Source organism: Prevotella sp. AM34-19LB, assembly GCF_003468525.1.
GTDB lineage: Bacteria > Bacteroidota > Bacteroidia > Bacteroidales > Bacteroidaceae > Prevotella.
The window spans coordinates 1-26,767 of the sequence record NZ_QSIG01000004.1; the positions used below are offsets into that span (position 1 = coordinate 1).

Below are 26,767 nucleotides of genomic sequence, written 5' to 3' on the forward strand. Positions count from 1 at the left end.
GTCGAGTAAGTGGAGGGAGTTTCACCCTCCCTTCTCTCGGAACCGTGCTTGACAGTCTCCCATCACACGGCTCTTCGTACTTAACTCTTTTGTTTCTTAGTTTATATTCTTTATTAACCTAGACGTGGATAGGGTACAAATCCCTTCACCCAGTGTGAAAACTCATTTCTGTTATGTGCCGCATATTCTACAAGCCATTCATATGCTCTGCCTAACTTCTTACCCTTGGAGAAGCGTTTGTACTTACGCATCACCCAACGGGTTAGTCGTTCATTGATGTAATTCAACACCTTGCGGAACTCAGACCTACCAAACTTCATATAGTAGTTCATCCATCCACTAATCTGCGTATCAACTTCATTGCTTATATCTAGCAGACAAGCAAAAGTCTTACGATTCAGTTTCCAAGCCCTTACGGCTTCTTTAATCCTCTTCATCGACTTCCTGCTTATTGCAGGGAGAAAAGCAGTAAAGTTTTGACCCGTCTTTCTGTTTCTTGCACCTCTAGGTCTGAAGGTAAAGCCTAGAAAGTCAAAGGAAGTATGCTCCGAGTCACCTCTTCGATTGCTATCCTTACAATAGACTATCTTTGTCTTCTCCTCATTCAGTTTCAATCCACATTCTTCAAAGCGTTTCATTAGAACAGCTTTCAAGAACTGGGCTTGCTTCTCCGATACGCAGTGGCAGATGGTGTCATCAGCATAACGCTCGAACGGAATCGTTGGATAGTTACGCGACATCCATTCATCAAAGACGTAATGAAGGAACAAGTTTGCCAGAACCGGACCTATCACAGAACCTTGGGGAACTCCCATCGTTCGCTCTATCACTTCACCTTTCAATGTCTGATAGGGAACTTTGAGCCATCGCTCAATATATAGAAGTACCCATTTCTCCCCTGTATGCTTGCGGACAGCCTTCATCAGCAATTCATGATTGATTGTGTCGAAGAACTTACTGATGTCCATATCAAGCACCCAGGGATTCACATAGCAGCGCTCCTTAGCCTTGGCTACGGCTTGGTGCGCTCCCTTACCTGGACGATAGCCATAGGAATCTTCCTTGAAAATAGGTTCAAGTATAGGAGTCAGTACTGATACTACTACCTGCTGCGCTATTCTATCTTCAATAGTTGGTATGCCCAGAGGGCGAGTTCCACCATTGGATTTTGGTATTTCTACCAGCTTCACCGCTTTGGGAAAGTAGCAACCAGAGCTCATGCGATTCCATATCTTATAAAGGTTCTTGGACATTTCTTTATCAAATGTCTTTTGGTCAACCTTGTCGATACCCGCACTACCCTTGTTTTCCTTCACCTTGTGGTAAGCTTCCCACACCAATCGTTTGTCTATTACAAAAGGTTTTGCCTCGTTCATTGTTTCATCCTCAATTTCTTAAGTTGGACTTTAAATTTGGCTAAGCACGCTACCCCCTTCGCTCCATCCCCATTACAGAGACTTCAACACTACTACAAGGTAGTCCGCCACAGACATGGACATCGGTACTTTCTGCCTTGCGTTTAACGGCTCTCAGCATTTTCCCTTGGCATTCCATGCCTATTTCTCCTGTTCCTCCAAAGAGCCCATGTCAAGTTCATGCCACCTTTACACCGCACACCCAGCAGACAGTAAACAGGTTTCCTCTGCCATTATCCCAAGATGTAGAAAAGACCTTGGTTCTGATGTGACTTGCTAATTTTGCTAACGATGCTTCATCAATGGTTCACTTGCGTTCATCTCCTTGACACATACCTTGCCAACCTTACGGAAGGCTTTCAATTGTCGTTCACTACCCGTCTGTTTCCATCAGAGCAGCACAAAGTGGTTTGCAATCAGCACCTGCATGCCGAATGCAGTGGGTCTTCCACCATCTCTTTAGAAGTTACGACAGAAATCTATCAGATATAGCCAATATCAGACTTCATTCTGTCTCAGGACACACTATCCACCTGCAAAAATACGAATAAACATCGAATCTCCCTCACATTTTTGCAAGAAAAAACAAAAACTGAACGAAAAGCAAACGCTTTTGAACAAAAAAGCATCCCCCACCCTTACATCAAAGTAAGAATGGGGGATGTTCATTCAAGATACTATTTTCCATTCCAGGCTGTTCACCTCGTCCTTCACAGAGAAGTTCAAGCCTATCTTCACCACCTTCTTGCCGCTCATCTTGAAAGCATCGGCATAGTGTTTTGCCTCTATCTGGGCGAGAGCCTCCTCGGCACTCTTGTTGAACTTCAGCTCCATCACGTAGATGGTATCAGCAGTCTCCAGCGTGATATCGATTCTGCCCTTTGCCGTATGCTGCTCCACTATGATGCGATAGTTGGTGAGCAGGGCAAACATAATGTAGAGCGACTGCTGCCAATGCCCCTCGTAGTTGGTGTTGTCACAATAAGGCACCGTCTCCAGAAAGTCGTTCAACAGGCAGAAGGCAGCATCCATATCCCCCTTCTTTACCAATACCGACATCTTGGCGATGGTCGTGTTAGCCTTCGCCGACTTGTCCGTCAGATAATGAGGCAAGAGACTTCCATATAGCCCCACCCTTATCTCCTGGTTAGGCAATGCCAACAGGTACAATTTTGTAGGCTTGTCATATCCCTTGATGGTGACATACCCGCTCTGATAGAGCAAAGGTACGATGGTGGTCATCGTTTCGGTGGGGGCATCAAAGTCCTTCTTGCCCACCTCTATGGTTTCGCCAAGGTCAGCAGGCAAGAATTCATACTTTCTCATCATATTGATGAGATAGGTAGGTGTGCCCGATCCGAACCAGTAATCATCCATTCTGCCATCAGCAAAGCAATTCAACAAACTGTAAGGATTGAAGACATCAGGCGATGGCCAGCAGAAGTGATAACCATCATAATGGTCTTTCAGCTCCTGGATGGTCTCCTCCCTGTTCAGTTCCAGATGCTCAGCAAGAGCATCGATGTCATCGCTCATCTGGGTCAACATTTCCTCCTTGGTGATGCCGCAGATACCGGCATAAGGCTCGTCCATGCTCACATTCTTGATATTGTTCAGCTCACTGAAGATGCTGAGCTGCGAGAACTTCGTGATGCCCGTAAGAAACACAAAACGGAGCAATGGCTCGCAATCTTTCAAGGGACTGTAGAAATTGCGCATCGTATTGCGCAACACATCGAGTTTTTCCTTTTCATGCGCCACATCCAGCAGCGGAGCGTCATATTCATCGATGAGCACCACAGCCTGCTTGCCAGTCTTTGCAGTAACTGTTCTTATCAAGTTGAGCAAACGAACGTTTGGGGCTGGAGAATCACAATCCACTCCAAACCTATCCTCATTTTCCTTCAATATATATAAGAGGTATTGATCCAGCTGTTCCTTCTCCATATGTTTGCCTCCAGCCAAACTGAAGTGCAGTACAGGATACTCGTTCCACTCTTTCTCCAGCTCCTCAATGGCAAGCCCCTTGAACAGTTCCTTCTTGCCTTCGAAATAACTCTTGAAAGTGGAAACCAGCAGCGACTTGCCGAAACGGCGTGGTCGGTTCAAGAAGAAAAACTTTCCATCCGTATGGGTCATACGATAGACATATTCCGTCTTATCTACATAGAACTTATCCTCCTTGCGGATACGCTCAAATGTCTGAATTCCTATAGGATATAATTTTCTTGCCATAATCAAACGCTATCTATTTATTTGCAAATATACATCAATTCTTCCAAACAACCAAGCATTTCTACGATTTTAACAAAAAAAACAATCCCGGTCCAGGAGAACAAATTCCTTGCGACCTGCTCTTCACCACTTATTTCATTGATTGCCTTATCCCTGGCTGAGAGTGCTTACGCAACAGAGTTGCGATTGTCTGGAGCTAAGGAATCATGAGAGAGAGAGAGGAGGGATTCGTGGGGGATTAATCTTTTGCTCCGCCTGGTGACGAGAAGTACTTCAGAACCAAATCCTTCAAGGGGGCACTGAAGAGTTTACGGTGATGATGCGAGATGTGCTCACTGTCTGACAACATCGCATCCGTCAGAGATAAAAGCAACTCTACTCGCTGCTTCTCTGATTCTTTCTCCTCTCGCTCCGTTGGATGATCCGTCACAGGAAAAGCATGATCCAATAACCAGACCGTCATTCGGATCGCATCACTCAATGAGGGGTCAAAATCGTCGTTCAGACCACGACGTATGAATCCTCCCGATACCCCATAAGCATCGGGAAGATCCTTGTTGTTCAACACCCAGGTGTGATGAGGATCCTGAAGACTGCCGTTGTTGACGGCTTTCTGTACCCAGTCATGAACCAGACGGAGTAAATGGTTGAACACTTCGAGGGAACGGGCTACACCTTTTTTTCCCTGCAAACTGAATGACAGATGCCATTGCTTGTCTAAAAAAGTCTAATAATTTCATAACTATTTAAATTAATTTTAACGGTTTCCGATATACGGAAACCGCGTTTGGTTATTTCAATTCTTTGTCTTACCTTTGTACCCAGTTGACAATCACGTCAAATCATACGCTTATGTGAAGGGGGTGGCTTAACATCTTTGATATAACAGCGTACGCGAAAGATAAAAGAAATGAATATCAACTAGTTAGATACTGTTTTTAACAGTGTTTTAACGCTAGTTTTTTCATATCCCCCCTTCACACACCTGTATCCTTGATGCCTTTATCAGCATAAACACTTACAATTTTAAACAATAGTAATGATGATACCTACAACATCAAACAATCAAGAGAATGCAGAGGCTATCTTGCCCTCTTTCTTCTACGCTATCGCATCAAGCGAAAGTCGTCCTCTCACCAGCTGGGAGGAGTTAGAGAGAATCATCACCAAGGATCCTCTCACCCAGGCACGTACCCTGGAGTACCGTCAGCGCCTCGCCATCAGCAAGCAGCTTGCACAGGAGGTGAAAATCCAGATGCCGGGCATCACTGTGGCTGCTCTGATGGATGGTTACGGCAAGGAGATGCGAAACATCAAGAAGGTGCTTCGCAACATCGCCCTGGATTACGACCACGTGGACGCACAGCTCATGGAGGAGTGCATCCGCAAGGCGAAGGCGGATCCGCACACCAAGGTGCTCTTCGTTACGGCAAGCGGACGTGGATTCCGCATCATCGCCAGCTACGACAGCGTGGATGATGATGAGCTCTCGGCTCTGGAACTCTTCGAGGCCAACCTGCAGAAGGCGATGGAGTACTACAATGCGCTGCTCGGCATCACTGCCGATGACAAGTGCACGGACATCACCCGCATGTGCGGACTTGCCTACGACTCCCATGCCTATTTCAACTGGAATGCCCTGATCTTTAGCCTGAACCTGAAAGACCTGAAGAAGCTCTATACCAAGAAGGCGCTGCAGGCGAAGTATGCGAAACGCACCCGCAAAAAGCCATCCCAGAAAATGATTCTATTAGCAAAAGGTGTGCCTAGTATGGAACAAGCCGCTGAAAAGATCCTGAAAATGATGGCTGACCAGGGATATGTCTTCGAAAGTAAACTCCACAACGGCTATGTCTGCCATTTCGGCAACATCTGCCTGAGATACGGCATCGACCAGCAGGAGGTGCTCAACTATGCCATCGAGCACTTCAGCAAGGACTATCCCGATACGGCGAGCGTAATCAACTCCTGCTACAAGCACGTGGAGAGAAAAGGCACCTGGCACTTCTACGAGAAGGGTGAGACCTACGGCAAACGCCCTTCTGCCAAGGTAATCAAGCAGTGGCTCAGCATGCGATATGAGTTCCATCACAACATGGTGACCGGATACTATGAGATCCTCAGCCTGAGCCTGAAAGGCAAGTTCCATCACTGGACGCAGATAGACGACAACATCGAGAACTCCATCTGGTCGAAAATGGATGAGGAGGGGCTGGCGATTACTCCACAGAAGCTGCACTCCGTGATCAACAGCGACTTCAGCGAGCCTTGGGACCCGATGTACGACTATCTTTCGAATCTGCCCAAATGGGACGGCAAGAAGGATTACATCTCTGAACTTGCCGACAGAGTGACAGTGGCTTACTGTCCGGGCTACGGTCATACCCAGGAGCGATTCAGATATTACTTCAAGAAATGGCTCGTGGCAATGGTGGTGGCATGGGTAACGCCGAACGTGGTGGCGCAGACCATGCTCATCTTCGTGGGCAGGGGCGGCATTTTCAAGACTACCTCCTTCTACTACACCCTGCCTCCTATCCTGCGCAAGTACTTCATCAATGAATCTACTGCCAACTATACCGACAAGGATGTGATGGAAGCCTTCGCCAGCAAGGCGCTGATGTGCTGCGATGAGTTGGACCAGGTGACGGGAAAGAACCAGAGTGCCTTCAAGAGCAACGTCACCAAACTGGTGTTCTCCATCCGTCGCCCCTACGATAAGTACCGCTCAGAACTGATGCACCGTGCGGCGCTCTGCGGCACCAGCAATACGATGCACCTGATTACAGACCCTGAGAACCGCCGCTACTGCCCTTGGCTGGTGGAGAACATCGTGAGCCCTATCAGCAACCCGATCGACTATACCCACGTATATAGCCAGGCAGTGGCTCTGGGCAAGGAGGTGACGGAGCGACAGAAGAAGAAGGAGGATGGTTGGGTATATTGGCTGACCAACGAGGACATCCAGGAGATGAAGGCGCACAACGAGATGTTCATGGGCGTGAACCTGATGTCCGACCAGATCCTGCGCTACTATCGTGTACCTCAGCCTGACACGGATCCGAGTCTCATCAAGTTCCGCTTCTCTTCCGAGATCATGGAGCGCATCGGCTGCTGCAATGCGATGAACCACAATCTGGCTCAGCAGAACCTGGCGAGCGTGATGATCAGTCTGGGATTCAGGAAGATTCACCGCTCTTACGGCAACGGATGGGCGGTGATAGAGAAGCAGCCGGGCGAAATCAACATCGAGGCGATCATCTCGCCATCGGAATGGGACGGATGCCAGAAGAATAGTTATCTGATGGATCTGAATATCAAAATACAGGATGATAAGAAGAAGAAAAAGTAAGTGACGTTCTGAGAGGTCGCCGGAATGCTTCTGACGATGCGTCAGGATGCTTCTGAGGGGTGCTCAGTGACGTTCTGACGACCTCTTGGAGACGTTCTGACGACCTCTCAGTGACGTCTTGAACAATGAAGAGTATCATTTCAAAAAATACCTATCACATGAAGATAAAAATATACAATAAGTTCGAGCTGGCATGGCTCTACTATCCTATGCAATCCAAGCATGTGGCTGTGAATCATCTGATGAGACTCATCAACCACTGTACTCCACTGGTAACGGCGCTCAGGAACGAAGGCTATCATCCCAGGGACAAGACTTTCAGCCGACGGATGGTGATGCTGATCTACGAGTATCTGGGCGAGCCATAAGGGGGCTGACCACCCTTGAATCGTACTCAGAAAAGTGGCTTTGCCCATTTCGGTGGCTATCGTACTACCATCGTATATCCATTGTACTTTGGGGGGTTGGCAATGTAGTATCTTTGCATCGTGATTCAGAAACACTTCGCGGATCGGGTCCTTCCGCCGGTACTCTGTCTCATAGCGCAGCGCTTAACAGAAACACAACAACAACCAAAACCTTTAATGCCTTATGATCGAGTACGATTTAAAGAAAAACAACAACAAGAAGAACGAGAAGGCTTACGGCAAGTATTATGCCAAGCCTCACGTTATTGAGACGATTGACCTGGAAGCTCTGGCAGAACAGATGCACACCTTCAATTCGCCTTTCTCTGCCGGCACCATTCAGGGCATCCTGACTGATGCCGTGGTACACATCAAGGAGCTTCTGCTCGCTGGTAAGAACGTGAAACTGGACAACCTCGCCATTTTCTACATTGGCATCAAGAACAAGGAGGGTGCAGCTACTGAGGATGATTTCTCGGTGCTCAAGAATGTTCTGGGCGTGAGAATGAGAGCACGTGCTACCGGAAACTTCCGCTTCGTGAATCTGAACTTGGATGCCAACCTGAAAAGGCATACACCCAAGAAGAAGAAAAATGGCTCTGATGATGGTGGTGGCGGTACTACTACCGATCCGAATGGTTCGCAGGGAGGATCGGGAGGTACCAACACCCCTCAGCAGGGCGGCTCGCAAACGGGGTCGCAGGAACCTGGTAAGGATACTGGCGGCTCCGAATCTGGTGATAACGTAAGTCTCTAGATTTACTAACTGATTGATTGAATGAATCTTAAAGAACTCTAAACGATGGTAACTGAAAAATTTCCTATGACCATTGGTGATGAGGAGGTGCTCAATGAGCACCTTCTCCTTGCCTACAACGAAGACGGCAAAATGATGGATTCTCCCCAGAGTGTCCGTTTTCTGGTGATTCACTGCAGTGCAACCAAATGCAACCGCAACTATACGGAGAAGCAGCTTCTCCGTGACCACAAGGCTCGTGGTTTCCGCACCGTGGGGTATCACTTCTACTGCAGAAAGGATGGCAGCCTGACGCAGTTCAGAAAACTGCTGGAGGTGGGTGCTCATGCCAGACCTTACAACAGATGTTCTATCGGTATCTGCTACGAGGGTGGCTTGGATGAGGAGGGGCGCCCTGCCAACACACTGACGCATGCTCAGTACAGGGTGATTCGTCATCTGCTGCTACAGTTGAAGATTCTGTTTCCTCAGGCTGAAATCGTTGGGCATAGGGATTTGCCGGGTGCCACTCCTAAGGAGTGTCCGTGCTTTAATGCGGCTGAATTGTTTCCTTTCTGATTACTTTATGATTCTTAATGATGAATGATTATTTTCCTATAAATCTGATTGTGCCTATGAAAAAAGAAACTCTTAAAAAAATCATTGATTTGATTATTACGGTTTTAACCGCAATTGCTTCTGCAGTTTGTGTCCAATCCTGCAGAGGATAAAAAGAAGAGGGTGTGTCATAAGTCTATGGCGCACCCTTTTTTACTTTTTCAAGAACGCAAATCCGCCGGGGTTACGTTCTTTGAGGCACCTAGGTACTTGGGGGCTTTTAGCCCGTCCTCGGCTGCCATTTTTACTCCAATCGCGAGAGGCGGTGGAGATCGGTGCCTACGAAATCATACATCTGCCACTTCAGAAGCTGACGGCAACGCTTCTGAACCCGCTCACCATACTGCCCCTTCAGACTGAACAGGTTGCGCTGGAACTTGATGCCCTGCGACTTCAAAGCCTCGTAATCCTCTTTCTTCATATACAGATAGCGCTCGGGATGAGCAAGAATCGGGGTATAGCCTTTATTCTTGATGCGCTCCAACAAGCCTCGGAAATTCATCGGTGGGGCGAATATACTAGTCTCTACCAAGAGATACTTTTCGGCTAACGGAAGAAGATCGTTCGCCTTTAATCTACGCTCGAAAAGAGCATCCAACATGTTCTCGGCAGCCAGATGCAATCGCAACGGTTCGGCATCAGTCGCAGAAGATTGCTTCGCTCCTTCTGCCTGATATCCCGGATGTCGCTGGGCAAAATCCTGAAGATACTTCTCCTTGAAATCTGCAAAGACACGGCGGAGTTCTTCCGGCTCATTCGGTACATCCTCCATAATATGTGGGGTGAACCACACTTCCTTCATGCCGATCGCCTCATAGATTCTCAACTGCTCCAGACTCTTTTCCGGATCCTGAAACCCGTCATCTACCCCTGGAAGGATATGACAATGAAAATCAATGCCACCAGGGAGAAGCTCTCGCTCCCCTGATGGCATACTCTGATTAAATATTTTCTGGAAGAATTTAAACATTTGTTTCTATTATTCTATAATCCAATTATTTAAGATTTTGCCCCCCCATTCTTTTCCTTATTATAGTTATAGCCATAACCATAGCCGTAACCATAGCCGTAGTGGCTGCCATATCTGCCACCTTGTGCCTTGGTTCCGTTCAGAATCAATGTCATGTTCTTGAACTTCTTCTCCTTGTAGAGGGCATTCACCTCAGGCAACATACTGCGCTCCATCAAGCCGGCACGAACCACGAAGATTGTACGATCGGCAAACTGTTCGTATATTGGGGTATCTGCGACGACCTCGATAGGTGGACAGTCGATGAATACATAATCATACTCCTCGCGCATGGTCTTAATCATCTGCTCAAGCAATGGAGTGAAGAGAAGCTCGGTTGGGTTGGGAGGAATGGTTCCAATAGGAATCACATCAAAATTCTTAACCAATCCGTTTTCTTCACCCTTATAGAGGATGTCGTGGATGTCGGCGATTCTACCATTCAGGTAATCGCTCAATCCCTCGCCCGGACTATGAATCAACATAGAGGTTGAACCATGGCGGAGGTCACCATCTATCAACAAAACTTTCTTTTTCTTGATAGCGAGCGACATCGCCATATTGGCAGCAATATGACTCTTACCAGAACCTGGATTAAATGAAGTGAACACGATGACATTCTGCTCCGGATGGGTTCCGATGGTGAACTCGAAGTTGGTACGCAATACGCGGAAAGCCTCGTTGACGATATCGCGCTTGCCTGCCTTCACCACAATCATACGAACCTCTTTAGGTTTCTTCCAGAACTTGATGCGCTGCTCGAGAGTTGGACGGTTCTTGCGGCTGATAGAGAATGGAATCTCGCCGAGGAATGGTACGTTGACCTTCTTGAGATCCTTACGGCCACGAACGGTGGTATTTGCCTTCTCACGGATATAGATGACTACCATTGGAATAAGGAAGCCCAATACCAAAGCGATGAGCAAGATCTTGCGACGAACCGGCTCCACAGGGGTGTTGTCTCCTGTTGGAGGGGTGATGATACGGGTATTGTATGCGGTAAACGCCTTAGACAACTCGTTCTCCTCACGCTTCTGGAGAAGGAAGAGATACAACGCCTCCTTAACTTTTTGCTGACGGCCAACAGTCTGCAGGTACTTCGCCTGGTTAGGATTGCTGGCAATCTGAGAAGTAGTAGCAGCCTCGTTAGCCTGGAGGGTGCCCAACTCAGTCTTCAGGGTTACCACGAAGTTATCGAGACTAGCAGAGATGCTCTTGCGCATAGAGGTAAGGCTCTGATCATAATCTGCTACCAATGGGTTCTGCTCGCTGGAGTTGGCGACGATATTGTTGCGCTCCAACTGACTCTTATTGTACTCGGTAATCTGCTGTTCGATACCAGGGCTCTCGATACCGGTATTAGATGGAAGAAGCTGGTTCTTGCCAACCTTACCAGTAAGATAATTTCGGATATACTGAGCGATGGCGAGACGGGAATTGAGATCCATAATCTGCTTATCAACTCGGTGCTCTTCTGCATATACTGCTGTGCGGCAGCCTCTACATCAGGCAGCAGGTTGCTGCTCTTGAAGGCTGAAATATTCTTATCAACATCGCCCAACTCACGCTCGATGACGCCCAATCGCTCAGTGATGAAGTGAGAGGTGGAGATGGTCATCTGGTTCTTATCCTCCAACCAGTTCTTGCGGTAAACGATGATGATGTTGTTGATGACATCTTCTGCACGCTTAGCAAGCACATCCTTATAAGTAAGGTCGATGACGGTAGATTTCACATCGCTCAGACTAGCAGAGAGGGAACCCTTGATACGGTCGGTCATTGCATAAACATTGGAACGTGATACATAGAGTACCGGTTCGTCTTCACCAGAAACAAACTGTGTGAAGGCAGGAGCCTTATCCACCTTAATCTTACCCAATGGAGTGCGAATGATCTGTCCGATTCTACCGGTGATTTCATCACTGTCATCTACTGGGAGATTATCACGGGTAACTCCCTTGAGCTTACTGATAACATAAGAGCCATCGCCCTTGAGCTGGAGCTTAAAGCTTCCGCTCTGCTCATCGGTGAATCCTACGAAATCTACTGTGACTGGGAGATCTGCGCCATAGAGTGCCTCCTTATGGAAACGTCCATCGATGGCATAATCCACATCAAGTTTCAATCTCTTACCAGTCTCGAGGAGAACGGCTGGTGACTGAATGGCAATGAGTTCATTGTTTACATTGCTCTTCATGTTTCCCATACCCATATCGGAGAACATGGAAGCTACATCGCTGCCAATGCCCTGCGCCTTGCTCTCATCCTTGATCATCAGGGATGCAGTGCGCTGATATACATTAGGGGTGGTGAGGTTGTAATAAATGGCGATGCCGCAGGTTACAACCAGTGAGAGGATGAACCAACGCCACTGTGTCAGACAGAGATAGAGGAGATCCTGAATACGGATGAAATCCTCTTCCTGGTTAGGTCGAGCCATCGGATTTGGCTGTGCTGGCTGATTCGCCGGAGTTGTATTCTGTATCATTTTTTGTTGATATTAATTAACTTTCAAGAATGTGAGAATGGTAACGATGAGAGATGAGATGCTCATCCAGAATCCCGTAGATTGCACAGTATTTCCATTGAGAGTAGAGCTTCTCTTCTTGGTATCGTTAGGTGTAACATATACCACATCGTTCTGCTGGAGATAGTAAGCAGGAGAACTGAAGATATCCTTGCCGGAGCAGAGGTCGATTTTGTAAACTTTCTGGTGGCCGTTTTCCTGACGGAGTACCATCACATCGTTTCTGCGTCCCTGGATGGTGAGATCGCCTGCCTTGCTGATGGCATCGAGGATAGTCACCTTTTCCTCTTCGATGGCATACTGACCTGGCTTTGCCACTTCACCCATCATAGAATAATGGAGGTTGCTGAGACTTACAGTTACAGTTGGGTCTTTCACAAGACTTGCATCAACCAATGACTTCTTTATCTTTTCGGCAATCTGCTCACGGGTGAGACCAGCCACCTGCATCTTTCCCACAACTGGGAAATCGATTTCTCCCTTGCTATCTACTGTATAGTAATAGGCATCCTGCGACATATTGTAAGTACCACCGCTGTTTGTACCGCCTGTAAGATTGAAGAGCTGTGAGATCTGCGGATCCTTACTCTTGACCCCAATATAGATTTTATCGGTAGGCTTTACAGTAATAACTTTGTTCTGCAGGGTGATAACGGTATCAGGATTGTTGTTTAAATCCTGAAAGTAGGCTACATTCTTCGGTGCGCCGCAAGATGTAGCGGTTAGGAGCGCTACCCCTAGGGCACCTAACAGCATAAATTTACGAAATTTCATTTTTTTATCTAAATAATGCATTTTTTTTATCATACACCTTATATCCTTTTCTTCTTTTATATATTTCTATTTGTAAATGATAGAAGATTATCCCTTCCCAAAGGGAGCTCCACATTCTAACCAAACCTTCCTTTCTCTGAAGGGAAGGATGTAGCTGGCTCTGCTATAGCGCCGCCAGGATTCTGAGCGGGTTTGCAGCCAGAATGCTTTTTCCGGCTGCAAAATTAATGGTTTTTTTTGATAATAAAGAATATATCACTTTACAAAGGTGATTTTTAACAAAAAAAAACAGTTGATTTTAAAATAATTATTGAGGGGGAGAACAGGAGGGATTTGCGGAGGGAAAAAAGATGGGGAAAAGTTTGGAGAATTCAGTTTTTATTGCTAACTTTGCGGTCGAATTTACGAGGAATTTATATTCTAAGAAGAGAAATCGAAAAATTTAAATTACATATAATTTCTTATGGAAAAAAACATCTATAAAGGAAACATACTGATTAGAAGGTTGGTGGTCTTAGTTGACTTCATCATCCTCAATTGCTTGCTATTGGGCCTTATTAACATCGAGTTCCTTCATGTACCCGAGTATCTAAACCTGAAAACAAAGATTACATTCTTTATAGCAAACGTTGCTCTCGCCATCGGCGAATACAACTATAGCACTATCATCCATATAAGACGAATCGGTTTCCAGCAAGTACTTAAGCGTACGCTCTTCCTGGTGCTTTGTACCGCCGTCTGCTTCATGGTCTTCCTGAAATTCTTCAGTCATGGTGGAGCAATATTTACATTCGGTATCTACTTCGGCATCACATTCTATATTGCTTTGGTCATCAGTAGAATCATCGAGCTCAAGTTTCTGAAATATCACCGTGCGAGAGGTAGAAACATTCGTACCGTGGTCTTCGTGGGTAGCGATCCTGCCGTAAGAGAAATGTACATTACCATGACCGAAGACCCTTCTGCGGGTTATATCGTGAAAGGCTATTATGCCAATGATGACATCGCTGGAGCACCTCAGGAACTGAAAAAACTGGGTACCATGGAGGATCTTAACAGAATTTTAGAGTCAAAGCTGAATGATACCATCAACGGTTCATCTTATGGTCTGGATGAGATTTTCTGCAGCTTGTCGCATCAGGAATCTGACCAGATTGTGAAGATCATGCGTTTCTGTGACAAGAACGTGGTGCATTTCTATTATCTGCCTCGTCTGTTCGGCGAATATAAGCTGCATCTGGATTCCCATAACTTTATGGGTAAGACGGTTTACACGAACCATCTTGAGCCGCTGTCTTCTATCTCAAACCGTATTCTCAAGCGTGCTTTCGATATCGCCGTGAGTGGTGTAATCTGCCTCTGTTTCTTGCCTTTCATTCCAATCATTGCGCTGATTATCAAGATTCAGAGTCCGGGTCCTATCTTCTTCCGTCAGGCTAGAACGGGTCTGAATGGTGATACATTCATGTGTCTGAAGTTCCGTTCGATGCATGTGAACAAGGATTCTGACAAGGCTCAGGCGACGAAGAATGACCCAAGAAAGTTTGCGTTCGGCAACTTCATGAGAAAGACGAATATTGATGAGTTCCCTCAATTTATTAATGTATTGAAGGGCGACATGAGTATCGTGGGTCCTAGACCTCACATGTTGTATCACACTGAGGTTTATGGTAGTTTGATTGATAAGTATATGGTTCGCCACTTCTCGAAGCCTGGCATTACCGGTTGGGCTCAGGTAACGGGTTTCCGTGGTGAGACGAAGGAGCTTTGGCAGATGGAGGAGCGCATCAAGCGAGATATCTGGTATATCGAGAACTGGTCGTTCTGGCTTGACATCCGTATTATCTTCCTGACAGCGAAGAGTATTATCTGCCCGGATAAAAACGCTTATTAAAATTACTCCTCTAATGCCTTGATCTGCTTTTTGGGAGTTACACCCAGATTCTTCAGGCTCTCTACCCTTCTCATTACATTGCCGGTACCATCATAAAGCTGCTTTTTCGCTTTATCATAGGTACCGGAGAGGCGGGTTATCAAATCGCCGATTCCTGTAAAGGTATCTTCGAAAGTCGCTACCTTATCATATAGATCGGCTGCCGTCTTCACAATTTTCTCTACATTCTTGTTCTGACGGTCATACTGCCAGAGATTATACGCCAGCTGCAACGCCATCAGGAGATTGCTCGGAGATATGATGATGATCTTCTTCTGATAGGCATAACGACTCAAATCCGGCTGCTGCTTCATCGCTGCAATATAACTGGTCTCGTTCGGTATGAACATCAAGACAAAACCGATGGCATCTTCTACCAACTTCGAATAATCCTTCTCCGCTAACTCATCGATGTGCTTGCGCACACTCAGGGCGTGCGACTTCATCAACCGCTCTCGCTCCTCATCGGTCTCTGCCGCCAAGGCATCGGTATAGGCGGTGAGAGATACCTTGCTATCTATCACCACGCTCCTGCCTTCCGGGAATCGCACGATGACATCGGGACGGAAGTTCTTGCCGTTCTCATCCTTGGTATTCTCCTGGATAAAGAACTCCTCGTCCTTGCGCAAACCGCTGTTTTCCAGGATAGTTTCCAATACCATCTCACCCCAGTCGCCCTGCATCTTGCTGTCGCCCTTCAATGCCTTGGTAAGGTTGGCGGCATCGGAGCCGATCTTCGAGGTCTGCTCCTTCAGACTTGTTACAGCCTGCTGCTGTTCCTGCTGGAAGAGTTTCATCGTAGCCTCGAAGGTACTCTGCAGTTCCTTCTTATTCACCTCGTTCTGGGTCTTGCTCTCTTCTACCGATTTCTTGAAATCGGCAAACTGCTCCTTGATAGGTTTCAGGAGTTCATCCATCTGGAGTCGGTTGTTTTCCTGGAGGGCAGACTGCTTGGCAGCGAGCTGTTCGGCAGCAGCCTTCTGCTGTTCGATGGTCATGCGATGCATCTCCTGCTTCAGGCTTTCGAGTTTCTGCGCCCACTGCTGGTCGCTTTCTGCACGGAGCTTTTCGGCAAACAGCCGTTCGTTCTCCATCTGGGCTTTTAAGGATTGAAGTTCAGAAGCATGATGCAGATTACTCTGTTCGATGTTAGCCTGCAGCACCTGAGCCTTCGCAATGAGCTGCGTTTTCTCCTCTCCCGCCTTTTTTCCTTCCATCAGCTTGCCCACGAAGAATCCGATGGCAAGACCTATAACGATTCCTATTACTATTTCCATTTATCTTTGTTTTAAATGATTCTGTATATCTGCCAAAATTATGATGTGCAAAATTAATGCTTTCAAAACATAACACCAAACATCAGAGGGGATTCTTGTAGATATTTAACTATTATGGAAAAAACAAGTAGAAATATGAGATTAAATGAAAATTTTGCATTATCTTTGCAGCATAATTAATATAGATATAGACTATGATCAAAAGATTATTATCCTTTTTAGACGCTTCGCCAGTGAACTTCCTGGCTGTGAAGAATATCTCCGAGGAATTGGAGAAAAATGGGTTCAGACGACTGAACCCTCAGGAGCCGCTGGGCAAGGTTGTGGCTGGTGACAAGTTCTTCGTTACCAAGAACGACTCTTCTATCTATGCTTTCCAAATCGGAAAGAAGACACTGGCTGATGCCGGCTTCCACATGATCTGCGCTCACTGCGACTCCCCTACCTTCCGCATCAAGCCTAACGCTGAGATGACTTGCGAGGGCGGTATCGTGAAACTGAATACCGAGGTGTATGGTGGTCCTATCATGTCAACCTGGTTCGACCGTCCACTCACTCTGGCGGGTAGAGTTATCGTAAAGGGCAAGGATGCGATGCATCCGAAGACGCTCCTGCTCCATATCCAGCGCCCATTGCTGCAGATCAGCAATCTCGCCATCCACTTCAACCGTCAGGTGAACGATGGCGTGAAGTTGAGCAAGCAGAAGGACGTGCTCCCTATCCTCGGCATCATCAATGATGAACTGGAGAAGGGTAATCTGCTGATGAACATGATTACCGGTGAACTGAATATCCAGAAGGAGGATATCCTCGACTTCGACCTCTATCTGGCTGATGCCACTCCTGCCTGCACCTTCGGTGTGCACGATGAATTTATCTCTTCGGGCAGACTCGACGATTTATCGATGTGCTGGGCTGGTGTAGAGGCGATGATTGCATCAGATGCCAATGATACCACCCAGGTTCTCGCCATCTTCGATAATGAAGAGACGGGGTCTCAGACCAAACAGGGAGCCGGAAGCCCATTCCTTTCATATATGCTCCAGCGCATCGCCCTGGCACAGAGCCATACAGAAGAGGCTTATTATCAGGCTGTGGAACGTGCCTTCATGATTTCAGCCGATAATGCGCATGCCTGGCATCCTAACTATAGCGAAAAATTCGACCCTACAAATCATCCTAAGTTGGGCGGTGGTCCGGTCATCAAGTTCAATGCAGCCCAGAAGTATGCGAGCGATGCCGTATCAGCAGCCATCTTCGCCAACATCTGCGAGGCTGCCGGTGTGCCTTGTCAGCGTTTCGTGAACCACAGTGATGTGGCTGGCGGAAGCACTTTGGGCAATATCCTCGCCTCTTCCATTCCATTGAAGGGCGTGGACATGGGTAATGCCATTCTCGCCATGCACAGTTGCCGTGAAACCGGCAGCGTGATGGATCACGAATACTGCGTGAAGGCTTTCACGAAGTTCTATCAGCTGTAATTTGAAAGTTTTTGCCCTTACAGGGCGGCAGGCTTGCATCCATAATTACCCAGGGCGGATGCCCTGGGCTAGGAGCTTCTGCCCTTTCAGGGCGTATGGAGACAAGAAACTTGGATCGGAAAGGGCGTATGGAGACAAGAAACTTGGATCGGAAAGGGTGTATGGAGTTTACTTATGCTCTTTATGAATTCTTCTCATACCCCTTATTCTGCTCCAGTTTCTTATTCAAATCAATGCATTTCTGCGGTATCGGGAAGACGGTGGTATAGCCAGATTCCTCGCCCAGAAGTGGGGTGCGGAGATCATAAGCTGCCGTAAACTTGCCGAAACGGATGAGGTCCTGGCGGCGCCAACCTTCCCATACCAGTTCCAGCAATCGCTCTTCCAGGATGTTGGCAAGCGTTGCCTTGCGATTCGGCATGCCTACACGAGCACGGATCCTGTTCAGTTCCACATCACCATTCTCTCCCAGGCGAACCTTGGCTTCCGCCTTCATCAGCAGCACATCGGCATAACGGAAAAGAACGATATCGTTGCTCTGCAACTTGCCATCCATATACGAAGTTCTATCTACCTCGTATTTCGCCATTCTCGCTCCAGCCGTCTTGATATACTTGCTGCCAGTCAGGTTCTGAGCCACCTCAAAAGGCTGATACTCCAGAGGCTTGCCATTATCCATCAGCAGTTCCTTGCCATCCACCTTCACAACACCTGCCACAAAGTTCATCTTGCAACGGGTGTCCTCGTCTGCTTCGCCATAACGGTTGGCCTTCATTGTAGCAATCGTAGCACAGGTACCATTCTCACTACCCCATCCCAAGGCACCACCATGCGTATAATGGTAAGAGCGGAAAAGATAATGAAACTGATTGGTATAGATGTTCTTATCCATTGGAATGGTAAAGATGTTCTCCTTCGATGTCTCATTGTGCGTAGAGAAATTGAAGGCATCATCTGCCTCCAGGTCATACCCCTCCCCGGCAAGTTTATCGCAATAGTAAATGCAGGTTTCCCAGGCATTCAACTTCTTGCTGCGGTTCGCACTCGCCTTGCCGCCATTGAGCAGAGAGGCTCCATCGGCAGTCTGCACCATGAAATAGATATCCTTGCCCTTAGGTCGCTTCGCATACCCCTTGGTCCAGTCATCAAACATGTAGATCTCGGCATTCAGCGCCAATTTTGCCAGCAGGAAGTTAACCACAGGCTGCGTGATGCGGCCATAGTAATTGCCCTCCTTGTTGCTATGCTCATCGGGAAGATAAGGCAGCACCTGCTGCAACTCGCAGAAAACGAAGTGGAACACCTCGCTCCGCTCGCTTTGAGAAGGAAGAGCAGCACCTGTGACAGAAGGAAGAGTGGCATCAGCTCCCCCAGCATTCGCATAAAGGGCAGCTTCTCCCGAAGACAGAATAACCGGAATCCTGCCAAACATATCCATCGCCTCATAATACATCAATGCTCTTAAGGCACGTACCTCTGCCTGGAACTGGTCTTTCTGGTTCGCTGTGAGCAGAGACGACTTGGCTTCAATGATGTCGAGCGACTTGTTTGCCAGAACTATCACCTTATAGAGATACTTCCAGGTATCATAAAGCGGCTCATCATCAGCCGTCCAGTCATGCCGGTACATGGCATTCCACAACCCGCCGTCATACCAGTCGCCTCCACGAATCGGAATCATCGCCTCGTCGGTAGTCAGCGTGTTGTAGTCGTAGATGCCACGGCAGGTGCCCTGAAGCCCCTCACTCTCGTTGGTGCCGCCGATATAATTATAGAGTGAAGCCACGGCGTTGGTATAAATATCTAAGGCAGAGCCATAAATGGCTTCCTCCTCGAGCTGGTCCTTCGGATGCTCATCCAGACAGGATGTCATCGTCAGCGATGTCATTGTCAAGGCTGCTATCAGGAAAAAGTATAGTCTATATCGTTTCATATATTTCTGCATTTAAAGTTCTGCATTTAGAATTGAACACTCAAACCCAGCGAGAAGGTGCGGTAAAGCGGATAGGTCCGCTTGTCGTCGATACCCATCGTACTGTTCACCACATAACTGTTGATCATCGGCGTCAGTCCGCTATAACTGCTGATAGTGACAAGATTGTTCACACTTGCCGACACCCTGAGCGACTGCACCACCCCCTTGCGGATTGGAATATCATAACCCAGGGTGAGATACTCGAAGTTAAGATAATCACCTTTCTCCAGCCAATAATCGGATACATTCTGGTCAACGATGTTCTTCTCCGGGGCACCCTTCAGCACGTTGTAATCCGGGAAACTCGACATGTTGGTATATGCCAGCCCCGTTCCGTTGAAAATCTTATGTCCAAAAGCACCATTCATCTGCAAGGAGAGATACCAGTCGCGATAACGGAAACTGATGTTTGAGCCAAGCGTCACCTTTGGCGTTGCCTGTCCGGCGATATACCTGTCACCGCCATCACTCAAATCCACGGTTCCGTTCTTATCTAAATCTTCGATATCATAGCGATAATGCCCGTTGCCATCTTCTACAAGTCCCTTGCAATGAGGTAGATAGAAGACACCCAGCGGCTGTCCCACTATCTGATAGACCACATTGTTATAGCCGCCATGCTGACCGGCACCCGATAAGGCACCCATCGCCGTGATATCCGCCGCCGACATCTGCATGCCATCATATTCGCCACTGAGCGAGAGGAGTTTGTTCTTCTGCCAAGCCAGATTCATGTTGATGTTCAACTCCATATCCTTCTTCTGTATAGGCGTGATGGAGAAGCCCACCTCCAATCCCTGATTGCTCATCGAACCGATGTTTGCCAAGAGCTTATCATAGGCGAAAGGTGGCACCGGCACATCGTAGGCATAGAGCATATCGGTGGTCTTGGAATAGTAATACTCCGCCGTCAGCACGAGACGGTTGTTCCACAACCCCAGGTCGGCACCCAAGTTCCAGGTGGCACGCGTCTCCCACTTCAGGTCGGGATTGTTGTTGCGGATCATACCCATCGTTACCACAGGCGAACTGTTCACCGAAACGATGCCGTTCTGTCTCACAGTGTTCATGGTGGTATAGGCAGAGATGCCGCCCAGATTACCCGAACGTCCATAACCCGTACGCAACTTGAGCATCGTAATCGCCTTGAGCTGGCGAAGCCATTCTTCCTGCTTCATATCCCAGGATAAGGAAACGGATGGGAAGAAACCCCAGGTATGGTCATCGCCCACCAAAGAAGAACCGTCGCCACGCATGGAAACCGAAAGACTGTACTTATTATATAAGGTATAGTCGATGTTGCCCATCACGGAAGCCAGCGCCTGGTCTTCATAGTTGCTGTCTGTACCGCCGAAAGGTCGGGAAGCGGCAGCACCGATATTGTGGTAATACATACTATTGTTTGAGAATCCCTTGGCAGAAGTCCAGAATCCCGTACGGATATCCTTCTGATACTCAGCACCTGCCATCGCCTTAAGGCTGTGAATGCCCCACACCCGCTGATAGTTCAAGGAAACATTGGCAAGCCATTCCTCGCTCTTGAACTCCCCACGATAGAGATTACCCTGTGCCCACACCCAGGTAGGACAGAACTGGTTATTCTCGTTGGAAGTATAACTGTATGCCCCAAAGGCAGAAATGCTCAGGTTGCTCAAAATATCATAGTTCAGTTTCAGATGGGCATTGAAGTTCATGTTCTTCGTATCCCTGCGCTCTTCGAGCAGGGCACCGGGAGGATTCACCTGCGAAGCAGCTCCATTCTTCACCCAACTGCCATTCAGCCTATCAAAAGGATAGGTAGGATTCATGGCATCGGCAGAATAGAAAAGCATCTGACTGTCGAAGATATCATTGTTTTTATAGGATGAACCGAATACGCCGAAATCACCCGTCAGTCTATCACCAAACGCCTTCTGGGTAACATCAATCTTAGCCACCAGGTTGCGATAGCCCTTGCTCCGGATGATGGTGTTGTGGTCGATATAGCCGAAGGAAGCCCGATAGTTGCTCTGCGGAGTACCACCGCTGAAGGCGAGATAATGGTTCTGCACATTTCCGGTTCGGGTGATTGCCTTGGAGAAATTGGTATCAAATCCCTTATTGTTATATTCCAGCCCAAACTTCTGTGCAGCAGCTATGTATTCAGCGGCATTCAGCATCTCCATACTCTTGAACATCGCCTCGATGCCATAGTTGCCCTCGTAAGAAATCTGGAATCCCTTACCCGTTCCCTTCTTGGTCTTCACCTGGATAACGCCCGAAGCACCACGAGAACCATAAAGAGCGGTTTCACTGGCATTCTTCAACACGGTAAAGCTTTCGATATCAGCAGGATAGATCGTAGCAAGCGTTGCTACATCCGAGGTTACACCATCGATGATGACCAATGGGTCGTTGCCGCCCATGATGGAAGTGGTACCACGAACCCGCACAGAGTTGAGCATGGCAATACGGTCGAGACCATTGGTAGTAACGTTTACACCAGCCGTCTGTCCATTCAAGGCATCAAGGGCATTATTGAGTACGCCCTTCTTCAGCAGTTCAGGCTCCACCACGCTCACCGAACCGTATAAGCGCAATGAATCCAGACCTTTGATATTTTCTGACTGGGCATGGAGGGTATGAGGTGCAAGAATCATCGCACCTACGGCATATAATATAACTTTTAAGTTCTGTTCCATAACTATATCTGAGTTTAGTTTAGGCTCAAATCTATTTCGACTGCAAATATAATAAAAAAGAATGATACAAAATCGCTTTTTCCCAAAAATCTTTCGAAAAAAGGCTCAAAATACTTTATGTACAAGGTAATCATAAAGTTCGAAGGAAAGAAAAACGGAAAAAGGAAGCCAAGATAAATACAAACTTATCTGACTTCCTTTTGTTTCATTTATATAAACGAGAACCACTATACCAAGGTTCCGTGCTTATCTATGATAATTATCTCTTCACTCTCAATCCATTCTCGATGCTGGAGAGTTCATCGAAGAACTCGGCATCAATCTTCAGTCGCTCCTCTACCTTGGCGCAACTGTGGATAACCGTGCTATGATCGCGATTACCAATGAGTTTGCCCACTCTGGAAGCAGGCATTTTGATGAGTTTCTGAGCCATGAACATCGCCACCTGACGCGCCTCCACGTACTCACGCTTGCGGCTCTTGCTGTTGACTGCAGCCACCGTTACCTTGTAATGATTGCAGACCGCCTCCACGATTTCATCGAGGGTGAGCACCTTGTTGCTCTCCTCAACCTTGACGGCACGCTTGATGACACGCTCAGCCAATCGGATGTCGATGCTGCTGTTATATACGATACTGTAAGCCAGCAAACCATTGATGGCACCCTGGAGATCACGCACACTGCCGTTGCAGGTCTGTGCGATGAAGGAAACCACATCCTTCGGAATCTTCAGTCCATCCTTGCGCACCTTGTTGCTCACGATATCGACGCAGAGTTCCACATTCGGCTTCTCCAACTCCGCCACCAGTCCACAAGAGAAACGGGTGATGAGTCGGTCTGGCATATCCTTGAGTTCTACCGGAGGTCGATCGCTCGCCAGAATGATACGCTTTCCGTTGCGGAAGAGGTGATTGAAGATGTGGAAGAAGGTATTCAAGGTCTTCGCCTTGCCTGCCCAATCCTGCACATCATCCACGATGAGCACATCGATAGACTGGTAGAAATTGATGAAATCATTGCTCGCATTATGCAGCACCGCATCGGTATATTGTGTCTGGAAGAGGCGGGCACTGACATAGAGCACACGCTTCTGCGGATACATCTGCTTGGTTTTCAGACCGATGGCATTCACCAGGTGAGTCTTTCCGCTACCAGAAGGACCATAGATGAACATCGGGTTGAACTGCGTGGTATTCGGATGCTCAGCGATAGACAATCCCACCGAACGTGGCAACTTGTTGCTGTCACCCTCCATATAATTATTGAAGGTGAGTTTCGGATCAAGTTGGGTGTCAATGTCTTCAGGCTGCTGTGGTTCTGCCGGGTTAGCTTGTGTCTGTGGCTGCTGTGCCAATCTCTTGCGCTCAGCCTCATCAATATCAGCCGGATCAGCTTCCACATCCTGGGTCAACCTGTGTTCCTTATCCGTTACCACACGATAAGTGAGACGGATGCCATCGCCGAAATTGCGATGAAGGACCTTGCTCAACAAGCCAACATAATTCTGTTCCAAGTACTCATATACGAATGGACTTGGAACTTGAACCAACAAAGTCTTGGTCGAAGGCTTGTACGACTCAAAGACTATTGGTCGAAACCATGTATTATATTGCTGCTCTGACACATTATCTTTTATAAGCAAAAGACTATTGTCCCAAAGCGCTTTTGGACTTGCTAACATTGACACTATTTACTACTTATTTTAATTGATTTTTTACCTTAACACTACATCAGATTGCACCATCTGATGCAAATCGACTGCAAAATTACAAAAAAAAGCCCAAAGTAGCAAATCGGGCTATTTATAATATTTTAAGACTACCATGATAACTACCTCATAATCAAGCAACTAAGAAAGTTATCCACAATTGCGTTTTAGGGGCGGTGAAACAATTTTGAAACACCCCGAAATAGCTAAAAAACAACAAGTTCTGTAGCTATTCCGGGGCGTGAAACATTGCCTTTGTTATTTAGACAAAATTTATTTTGGCTTTTTCCTCAAAGAAGCCTTCGAAACGGTATTCTCGAGGCTCTACTTGTCTTTCTTGCCAAAAATTGAGAAGTGAACATAGCGCTTTGGATGCGCCTTGAGATCGATAACCAGAGAGTCGGCATGCGACATGGTTGAGTTCAGATTCTCATAGAGGCGGGTATCGTTCATGAGGAGACCGAGACTACCCTTTCCGCTGTTCAACTGCTCGGTGAACTTCTGTGCACCATCGAGGGTGGCATTCACACGGTCAAGTGTGCCCTGCACATCGAGGCTCGCCAGATTAGAGGTGAGTCGGTTGGTATTGTCGAGAACGCCATTCGCCTTCTTCATCATACCCGGAACCTGCTTGTTCAATCCAGCCATCAGGGTATTCAGCTCACGGGTGGAAACGGTGAGGTTGCTGGTGATGTTCTCCACATTGTGGAGGGAAGCAGCCAGGGCAGGATCAGCCAGGAGTGCATTCACACTGGTGAGGATGGAATCCAGCTTAGGCAGCATCTTCTCGACTACCGGAATCATTTCGGCAGCCTTGCCCATCATACCGGAATTCACCGTACCAGGAATGATGCCGCCCGGTTCGATACGCTCACGAGGATTGTTGGCAAGCAGGAGACTCACCTGGAGATTGCCCATGATATCCTTAGAAATCTCTGCGGTACTACCCGCAGGGATTCTCAGATCCTTATTGATATCCACCTTGACCTTGATGGGACCCTTTCCTGAATAGTCGAAATCCAGCTGATCCACGGTACCCACCTTGTAACCATCGGCATAGATAGGGGTAGAAGCACCCATACCCTGGATGTCATCAAACGTCATATAGTAGGTGTTATTGGTAGAGAACAAGTTGATGCCCTTCAGAAAGTTGATTCCGAAGTACATCACCAAGATACCTACAATAGCGACCAACGCTATCCTAATTTCCTTTGTCAGTTTCATATTTATCTATTTTTGTTCTTTTTATTATACCTATTTTATATAGAGCGAATCACAGGCTGCGGAGCTACCGGCTACCCGAGAAGGGAGCTACAAGCTGCCCGAGAAGTGGAGGAGCTACCGGTTGCGGTTCTGCTTGAACTCCCGGATAGCCTGGTTCACGTCATATTTCTGTCCGTTCTTGAAGGCGATGATGAAAGCCTCCGGAAACTTATCCAGCTTTTCCTTGCGCAGGCGATAGATCTCGTTGTAATTGGTGGATGCACCCAGGGTGTATTTCACCAGATTGCCTTCCTGGAAACTATCGTAATCGGTTTCGCCCTTGAAATGAGCATCACCCTTGCGAAGGTTTCTACTACCTACGAAAATCTGAAGCTTGAAGACCGGCGCATCGGCTACCTCAGCCTTCTTCACATCCTTCTTCGTTTCCTGCTTCTTCACATCCTTCTTCGGCTCCTGCTTCTTCACCTCCCGCTTTGGCTGTTCAGGCGTTGCCTCTTCACGCTTCGGCTGCTTTCCCCTCGTTACGACACGAGTCTTAGGCGCAGGTTCCTGATCCGGAACAATCTTCGGGATATTCACATCCTCGGAATCCGAGGCACGATAAGGAACGGAAACCGATTTATCGTACTTATTCTTGTATTTAGCGAAAGCCTCGTAGATGCCACGGGCGATATCATCCACTCTGCTGTCATCGTTGAGCAGGCGCTCTTCATCAGGAGTGGTGATGAATCCCAACTCTATGAGGCAGCCCGGCATGGAAGTCTCTCTCAAGACCAGGAATCCCGCCTGATGCACGCCCTTGTCGGGACGGTTGGCACCATCGCAGACACCTCGCTGGATCATTCGAGCCAGTTCTACGCTGCGCTCCATGTTCTTGCCCTGGATGAACTCGAAGATGATATAGCTCTCAGAAGAGCGGGGATCGAAGCCCTGATATCTCTGCTGATAGTCCTTCTCCATCGAGATGACGGAGTTTTCTCGCATCGCCACATCGAGATTATCCTTGGCACGGTGCATACCTAGGGTATAGGTCTCGAAGCCACGAGCCACCTTTCCTGCCGGCAAGGCATTGGTATGCACGGAGATAAAGAGATCGGCGTTGGCACGGTTGGCGATATTCGCACGCTCATTGAGCGGGATGAAGACATCCTTCGTGCGGGTATAGATGACTCTTACCTCCGGGAGATTCTGCTCCACATACCTGCCGAAGCGCAAGGCTACGGCAAGATTGATATTCTTTTCCTTGGATATGGCTCCGAGTGCTCCGGCATCATGACCACCATGACCAGGGTCGATGACCAGCGTGAATCGCTTATTGGCAGCGAACGACGTCATTACCAACATACACATCAAAGCCCATATCAGTGTTACTTTCTTACACATACTTTCTGATGATTTTGCAAAATTACGACTTT

The 26,767-nt window shown here is 47.6% G+C and carries 18 protein-coding genes and 1 pseudogene; 7 read left to right on the top strand and 12 right to left on the bottom strand.

Translation table 11 applies throughout. From position 1 onward, the window contains the following. Window positions 1–113 precede the first annotated feature (113 nt). From ltrA to DW830_RS01940, 3 genes are all read right to left on the bottom strand, one after another. The gene (gene ltrA, locus DW830_RS01930; protein WP_119248672.1) at window positions 114–1,376 is read right to left on the bottom strand and encodes a group II intron reverse transcriptase/maturase; all 1,263 of its coding nucleotides are present in this window, start codon (window positions 1,374–1,376) and stop codon (window positions 114–116) included. A gap of 708 nt (window positions 1,377–2,084) precedes the next feature. Further along, a complete protein-coding gene (locus DW830_RS01935) occupies window positions 2,085–3,650 on the bottom strand; it encodes an ATP-binding protein (RefSeq protein ID WP_119248673.1) in 1,566 nt (521 codons plus the stop codon). Window positions 3,651–3,888: 238 nt separating this feature from the next. Then, entirely contained in the window at window positions 3,889–4,341 is a 453-nt protein-coding gene (locus tag DW830_RS01940) for a hypothetical protein (RefSeq protein WP_119248674.1), read from the bottom strand. A gap of 348 nt (window positions 4,342–4,689) precedes the next feature. Between DW830_RS01940 and DW830_RS01945 the strand changes: the two genes are divergently transcribed. The 5 genes from DW830_RS01945 (at window position 4,690) to DW830_RS17240 (ending at window position 8,876) form a co-directional block, all read left to right on the top strand. Next, window positions 4,690–7,002 (top strand): BT4734/BF3469 family protein, encoded by a 2,313-nt coding sequence (locus DW830_RS01945; protein WP_119248675.1) that lies wholly within the window; start codon window positions 4,690–4,692, stop codon window positions 7,000–7,002. Between the two features lie 158 nt (window positions 7,003–7,160). Continuing rightward, on the top strand, window positions 7,161–7,370 hold the full coding sequence (locus DW830_RS01950; protein ID WP_119248731.1) for a DUF4248 domain-containing protein: 210 nt from the start codon (window positions 7,161–7,163) through the stop codon (window positions 7,368–7,370). Window positions 7,371–7,593: 223 nt separating this feature from the next. Continuing rightward, on the top strand, window positions 7,594–8,166 hold the full coding sequence (locus DW830_RS01955) for a DNA-binding protein (protein ID WP_119248676.1): 573 nt from the start codon (window positions 7,594–7,596) through the stop codon (window positions 8,164–8,166). A gap of 45 nt (window positions 8,167–8,211) precedes the next feature. Continuing rightward, a complete protein-coding gene (locus DW830_RS01960) occupies window positions 8,212–8,724 on the top strand; it encodes an N-acetylmuramoyl-L-alanine amidase (protein ID WP_089544625.1) in 513 nt (170 codons plus the stop codon). Between the two features lie 56 nt (window positions 8,725–8,780). After that, window positions 8,781–8,876 (top strand): smalltalk protein, encoded by a 96-nt coding sequence (locus DW830_RS17240; RefSeq protein ID WP_410524479.1) that lies wholly within the window; start codon window positions 8,781–8,783, stop codon window positions 8,874–8,876. A 131-nt stretch (window positions 8,877–9,007) separates the two neighbouring features. On the opposite strand, the gene DW830_RS01965 is transcribed toward DW830_RS17240, so the two are convergent. The 3 genes and pseudogenes from DW830_RS01965 to DW830_RS01975 all read right to left on the bottom strand — a co-directional run bounded on the left by DW830_RS01965 (window position 9,008) and on the right by DW830_RS01975 (window position 13,073). After that, entirely contained in the window at window positions 9,008–9,697 is a 690-nt protein-coding gene (locus tag DW830_RS01965) for a tyrosine-protein phosphatase (RefSeq protein WP_119248677.1), read from the bottom strand. A 65-nt stretch (window positions 9,698–9,762) separates the two neighbouring features. Then, window positions 9,763–12,212, bottom strand: a pseudogene (locus DW830_RS01970) (GumC family protein). A 60-nt stretch (window positions 12,213–12,272) separates the two neighbouring features. Further along, window positions 12,273–13,073 (bottom strand): polysaccharide biosynthesis/export family protein, encoded by an 801-nt coding sequence (locus DW830_RS01975; RefSeq protein WP_119248678.1) that lies wholly within the window; start codon window positions 13,071–13,073, stop codon window positions 12,273–12,275. A gap of 505 nt (window positions 13,074–13,578) precedes the next feature. On the opposite strand from DW830_RS01975, the gene DW830_RS01980 reads away from it, so the two are divergent. Next, window positions 13,579–14,967, top strand: coding sequence for an undecaprenyl-phosphate glucose phosphotransferase (locus DW830_RS01980; protein ID WP_119248732.1), 1,389 nt, complete (start codon window positions 13,579–13,581; stop codon window positions 14,965–14,967). A 2-nt stretch (window positions 14,968–14,969) separates the two neighbouring features. Here the strand turns inward: DW830_RS01980 and DW830_RS01985 are convergent, their stop codons facing one another. Continuing rightward, the gene (locus DW830_RS01985) at window positions 14,970–16,283 is read right to left on the bottom strand and encodes a DNA recombination protein RmuC (RefSeq protein WP_119248679.1); all 1,314 of its coding nucleotides are present in this window, start codon (window positions 16,281–16,283) and stop codon (window positions 14,970–14,972) included. Window positions 16,284–16,477: 194 nt separating this feature from the next. Here DW830_RS01985 and DW830_RS01990 point away from each other — a divergent pair, with 194 nt between their 5' ends. Continuing rightward, entirely contained in the window at window positions 16,478–17,764 is a 1,287-nt protein-coding gene (locus DW830_RS01990; protein ID WP_119248680.1) for a M18 family aminopeptidase, read from the top strand. Window positions 17,765–17,945: 181 nt separating this feature from the next. On the opposite strand, the gene DW830_RS01995 is transcribed toward DW830_RS01990, so the two are convergent. The 5 genes from DW830_RS01995 to DW830_RS02015 all read right to left on the bottom strand — a co-directional run bounded on the left by DW830_RS01995 (window position 17,946) and on the right by DW830_RS02015 (window position 26,735). Next, on the bottom strand, window positions 17,946–19,697 hold the full coding sequence (locus tag DW830_RS01995) for a RagB/SusD family nutrient uptake outer membrane protein (protein WP_119248733.1): 1,752 nt from the start codon (window positions 19,695–19,697) through the stop codon (window positions 17,946–17,948). Window positions 19,698–19,723: 26 nt separating this feature from the next. Further along, window positions 19,724–22,420 (bottom strand): SusC/RagA family TonB-linked outer membrane protein, encoded by a 2,697-nt coding sequence (locus DW830_RS02000; RefSeq protein WP_119248681.1) that lies wholly within the window; start codon window positions 22,418–22,420, stop codon window positions 19,724–19,726. 259 nt (window positions 22,421–22,679) lie between these two features. Beyond that, the gene (dnaA, locus tag DW830_RS02005) at window positions 22,680–24,101 is read right to left on the bottom strand and encodes a chromosomal replication initiator protein DnaA (protein ID WP_119248682.1); all 1,422 of its coding nucleotides are present in this window, start codon (window positions 24,099–24,101) and stop codon (window positions 22,680–22,682) included. Between the two features lie 351 nt (window positions 24,102–24,452). Continuing rightward, on the bottom strand, window positions 24,453–25,352 hold the full coding sequence (locus DW830_RS02010; protein ID WP_119248683.1) for an MlaD family protein: 900 nt from the start codon (window positions 25,350–25,352) through the stop codon (window positions 24,453–24,455). A 114-nt stretch (window positions 25,353–25,466) separates the two neighbouring features. After that, a complete protein-coding gene (locus DW830_RS02015) occupies window positions 25,467–26,735 on the bottom strand; it encodes an N-acetylmuramoyl-L-alanine amidase (RefSeq protein WP_119248684.1) in 1,269 nt (422 codons plus the stop codon). Window positions 26,736–26,767: the final 32 nt, after the last annotated feature.

Bases quoted from the DNA above. Each gene is read 5' to 3' on its own strand.
- DW830_RS01945 (WP_119248675.1), top strand. From the start codon at position 4,690: ATGATGATACCTACAACATCAAACAATCAAGAGAATGCAGAGGCTATC.
- DW830_RS01990 (WP_119248680.1), top strand. From the start codon at position 16,478: ATGATCAAAAGATTATTATCCTTTTTAGACGCTTCGCCAGTGAACTTC.
- DW830_RS01955 (WP_119248676.1), top strand. From the start codon at position 7,594: ATGATCGAGTACGATTTAAAGAAAAACAACAACAAGAAGAACGAGAAG.
- DW830_RS01965 (WP_119248677.1), bottom strand. From the start codon at position 9,697: ATGCCATCAGGGGAGCGAGAGCTTCTCCCTGGTGGCATTGATTTTCAT.
- DW830_RS17240 (WP_410524479.1), top strand. From the start codon at position 8,781: ATGAAAAAAGAAACTCTTAAAAAAATCATTGATTTGATTATTACGGTT.
- DW830_RS01995 (WP_119248733.1), bottom strand. From the start codon at position 19,697: ATGAAACGATATAGACTATACTTTTTCCTGATAGCAGCCTTGACAATG.
- DW830_RS01960 (WP_089544625.1), top strand. From the start codon at position 8,212: ATGGTAACTGAAAAATTTCCTATGACCATTGGTGATGAGGAGGTGCTC.
- DW830_RS01950 (WP_119248731.1), top strand. From the start codon at position 7,161: ATGAAGATAAAAATATACAATAAGTTCGAGCTGGCATGGCTCTACTAT.
- DW830_RS01935 (WP_119248673.1), bottom strand. From the start codon at position 3,650: ATGGCAAGAAAATTATATCCTATAGGAATTCAGACATTTGAGCGTATC.
- DW830_RS01985 (WP_119248679.1), bottom strand. From the start codon at position 16,283: ATGGAAATAGTAATAGGAATCGTTATAGGTCTTGCCATCGGATTCTTC.
- DW830_RS02010 (WP_119248683.1), bottom strand. From the start codon at position 25,352: ATGAAACTGACAAAGGAAATTAGGATAGCGTTGGTCGCTATTGTAGGT.
- dnaA (WP_119248682.1), bottom strand. From the start codon at position 24,101: ATGTTAGCAAGTCCAAAAGCGCTTTGGGACAATAGTCTTTTGCTTATA.
- ltrA (WP_119248672.1), bottom strand. From the start codon at position 1,376: ATGAACGAGGCAAAACCTTTTGTAATAGACAAACGATTGGTGTGGGAA.
- DW830_RS02015 (WP_119248684.1), bottom strand. From the start codon at position 26,735: ATGTGTAAGAAAGTAACACTGATATGGGCTTTGATGTGTATGTTGGTA.
- DW830_RS02000 (WP_119248681.1), bottom strand. From the start codon at position 22,420: ATGGAACAGAACTTAAAAGTTATATTATATGCCGTAGGTGCGATGATT.
- DW830_RS01975 (WP_119248678.1), bottom strand. From the start codon at position 13,073: ATGAAATTTCGTAAATTTATGCTGTTAGGTGCCCTAGGGGTAGCGCTC.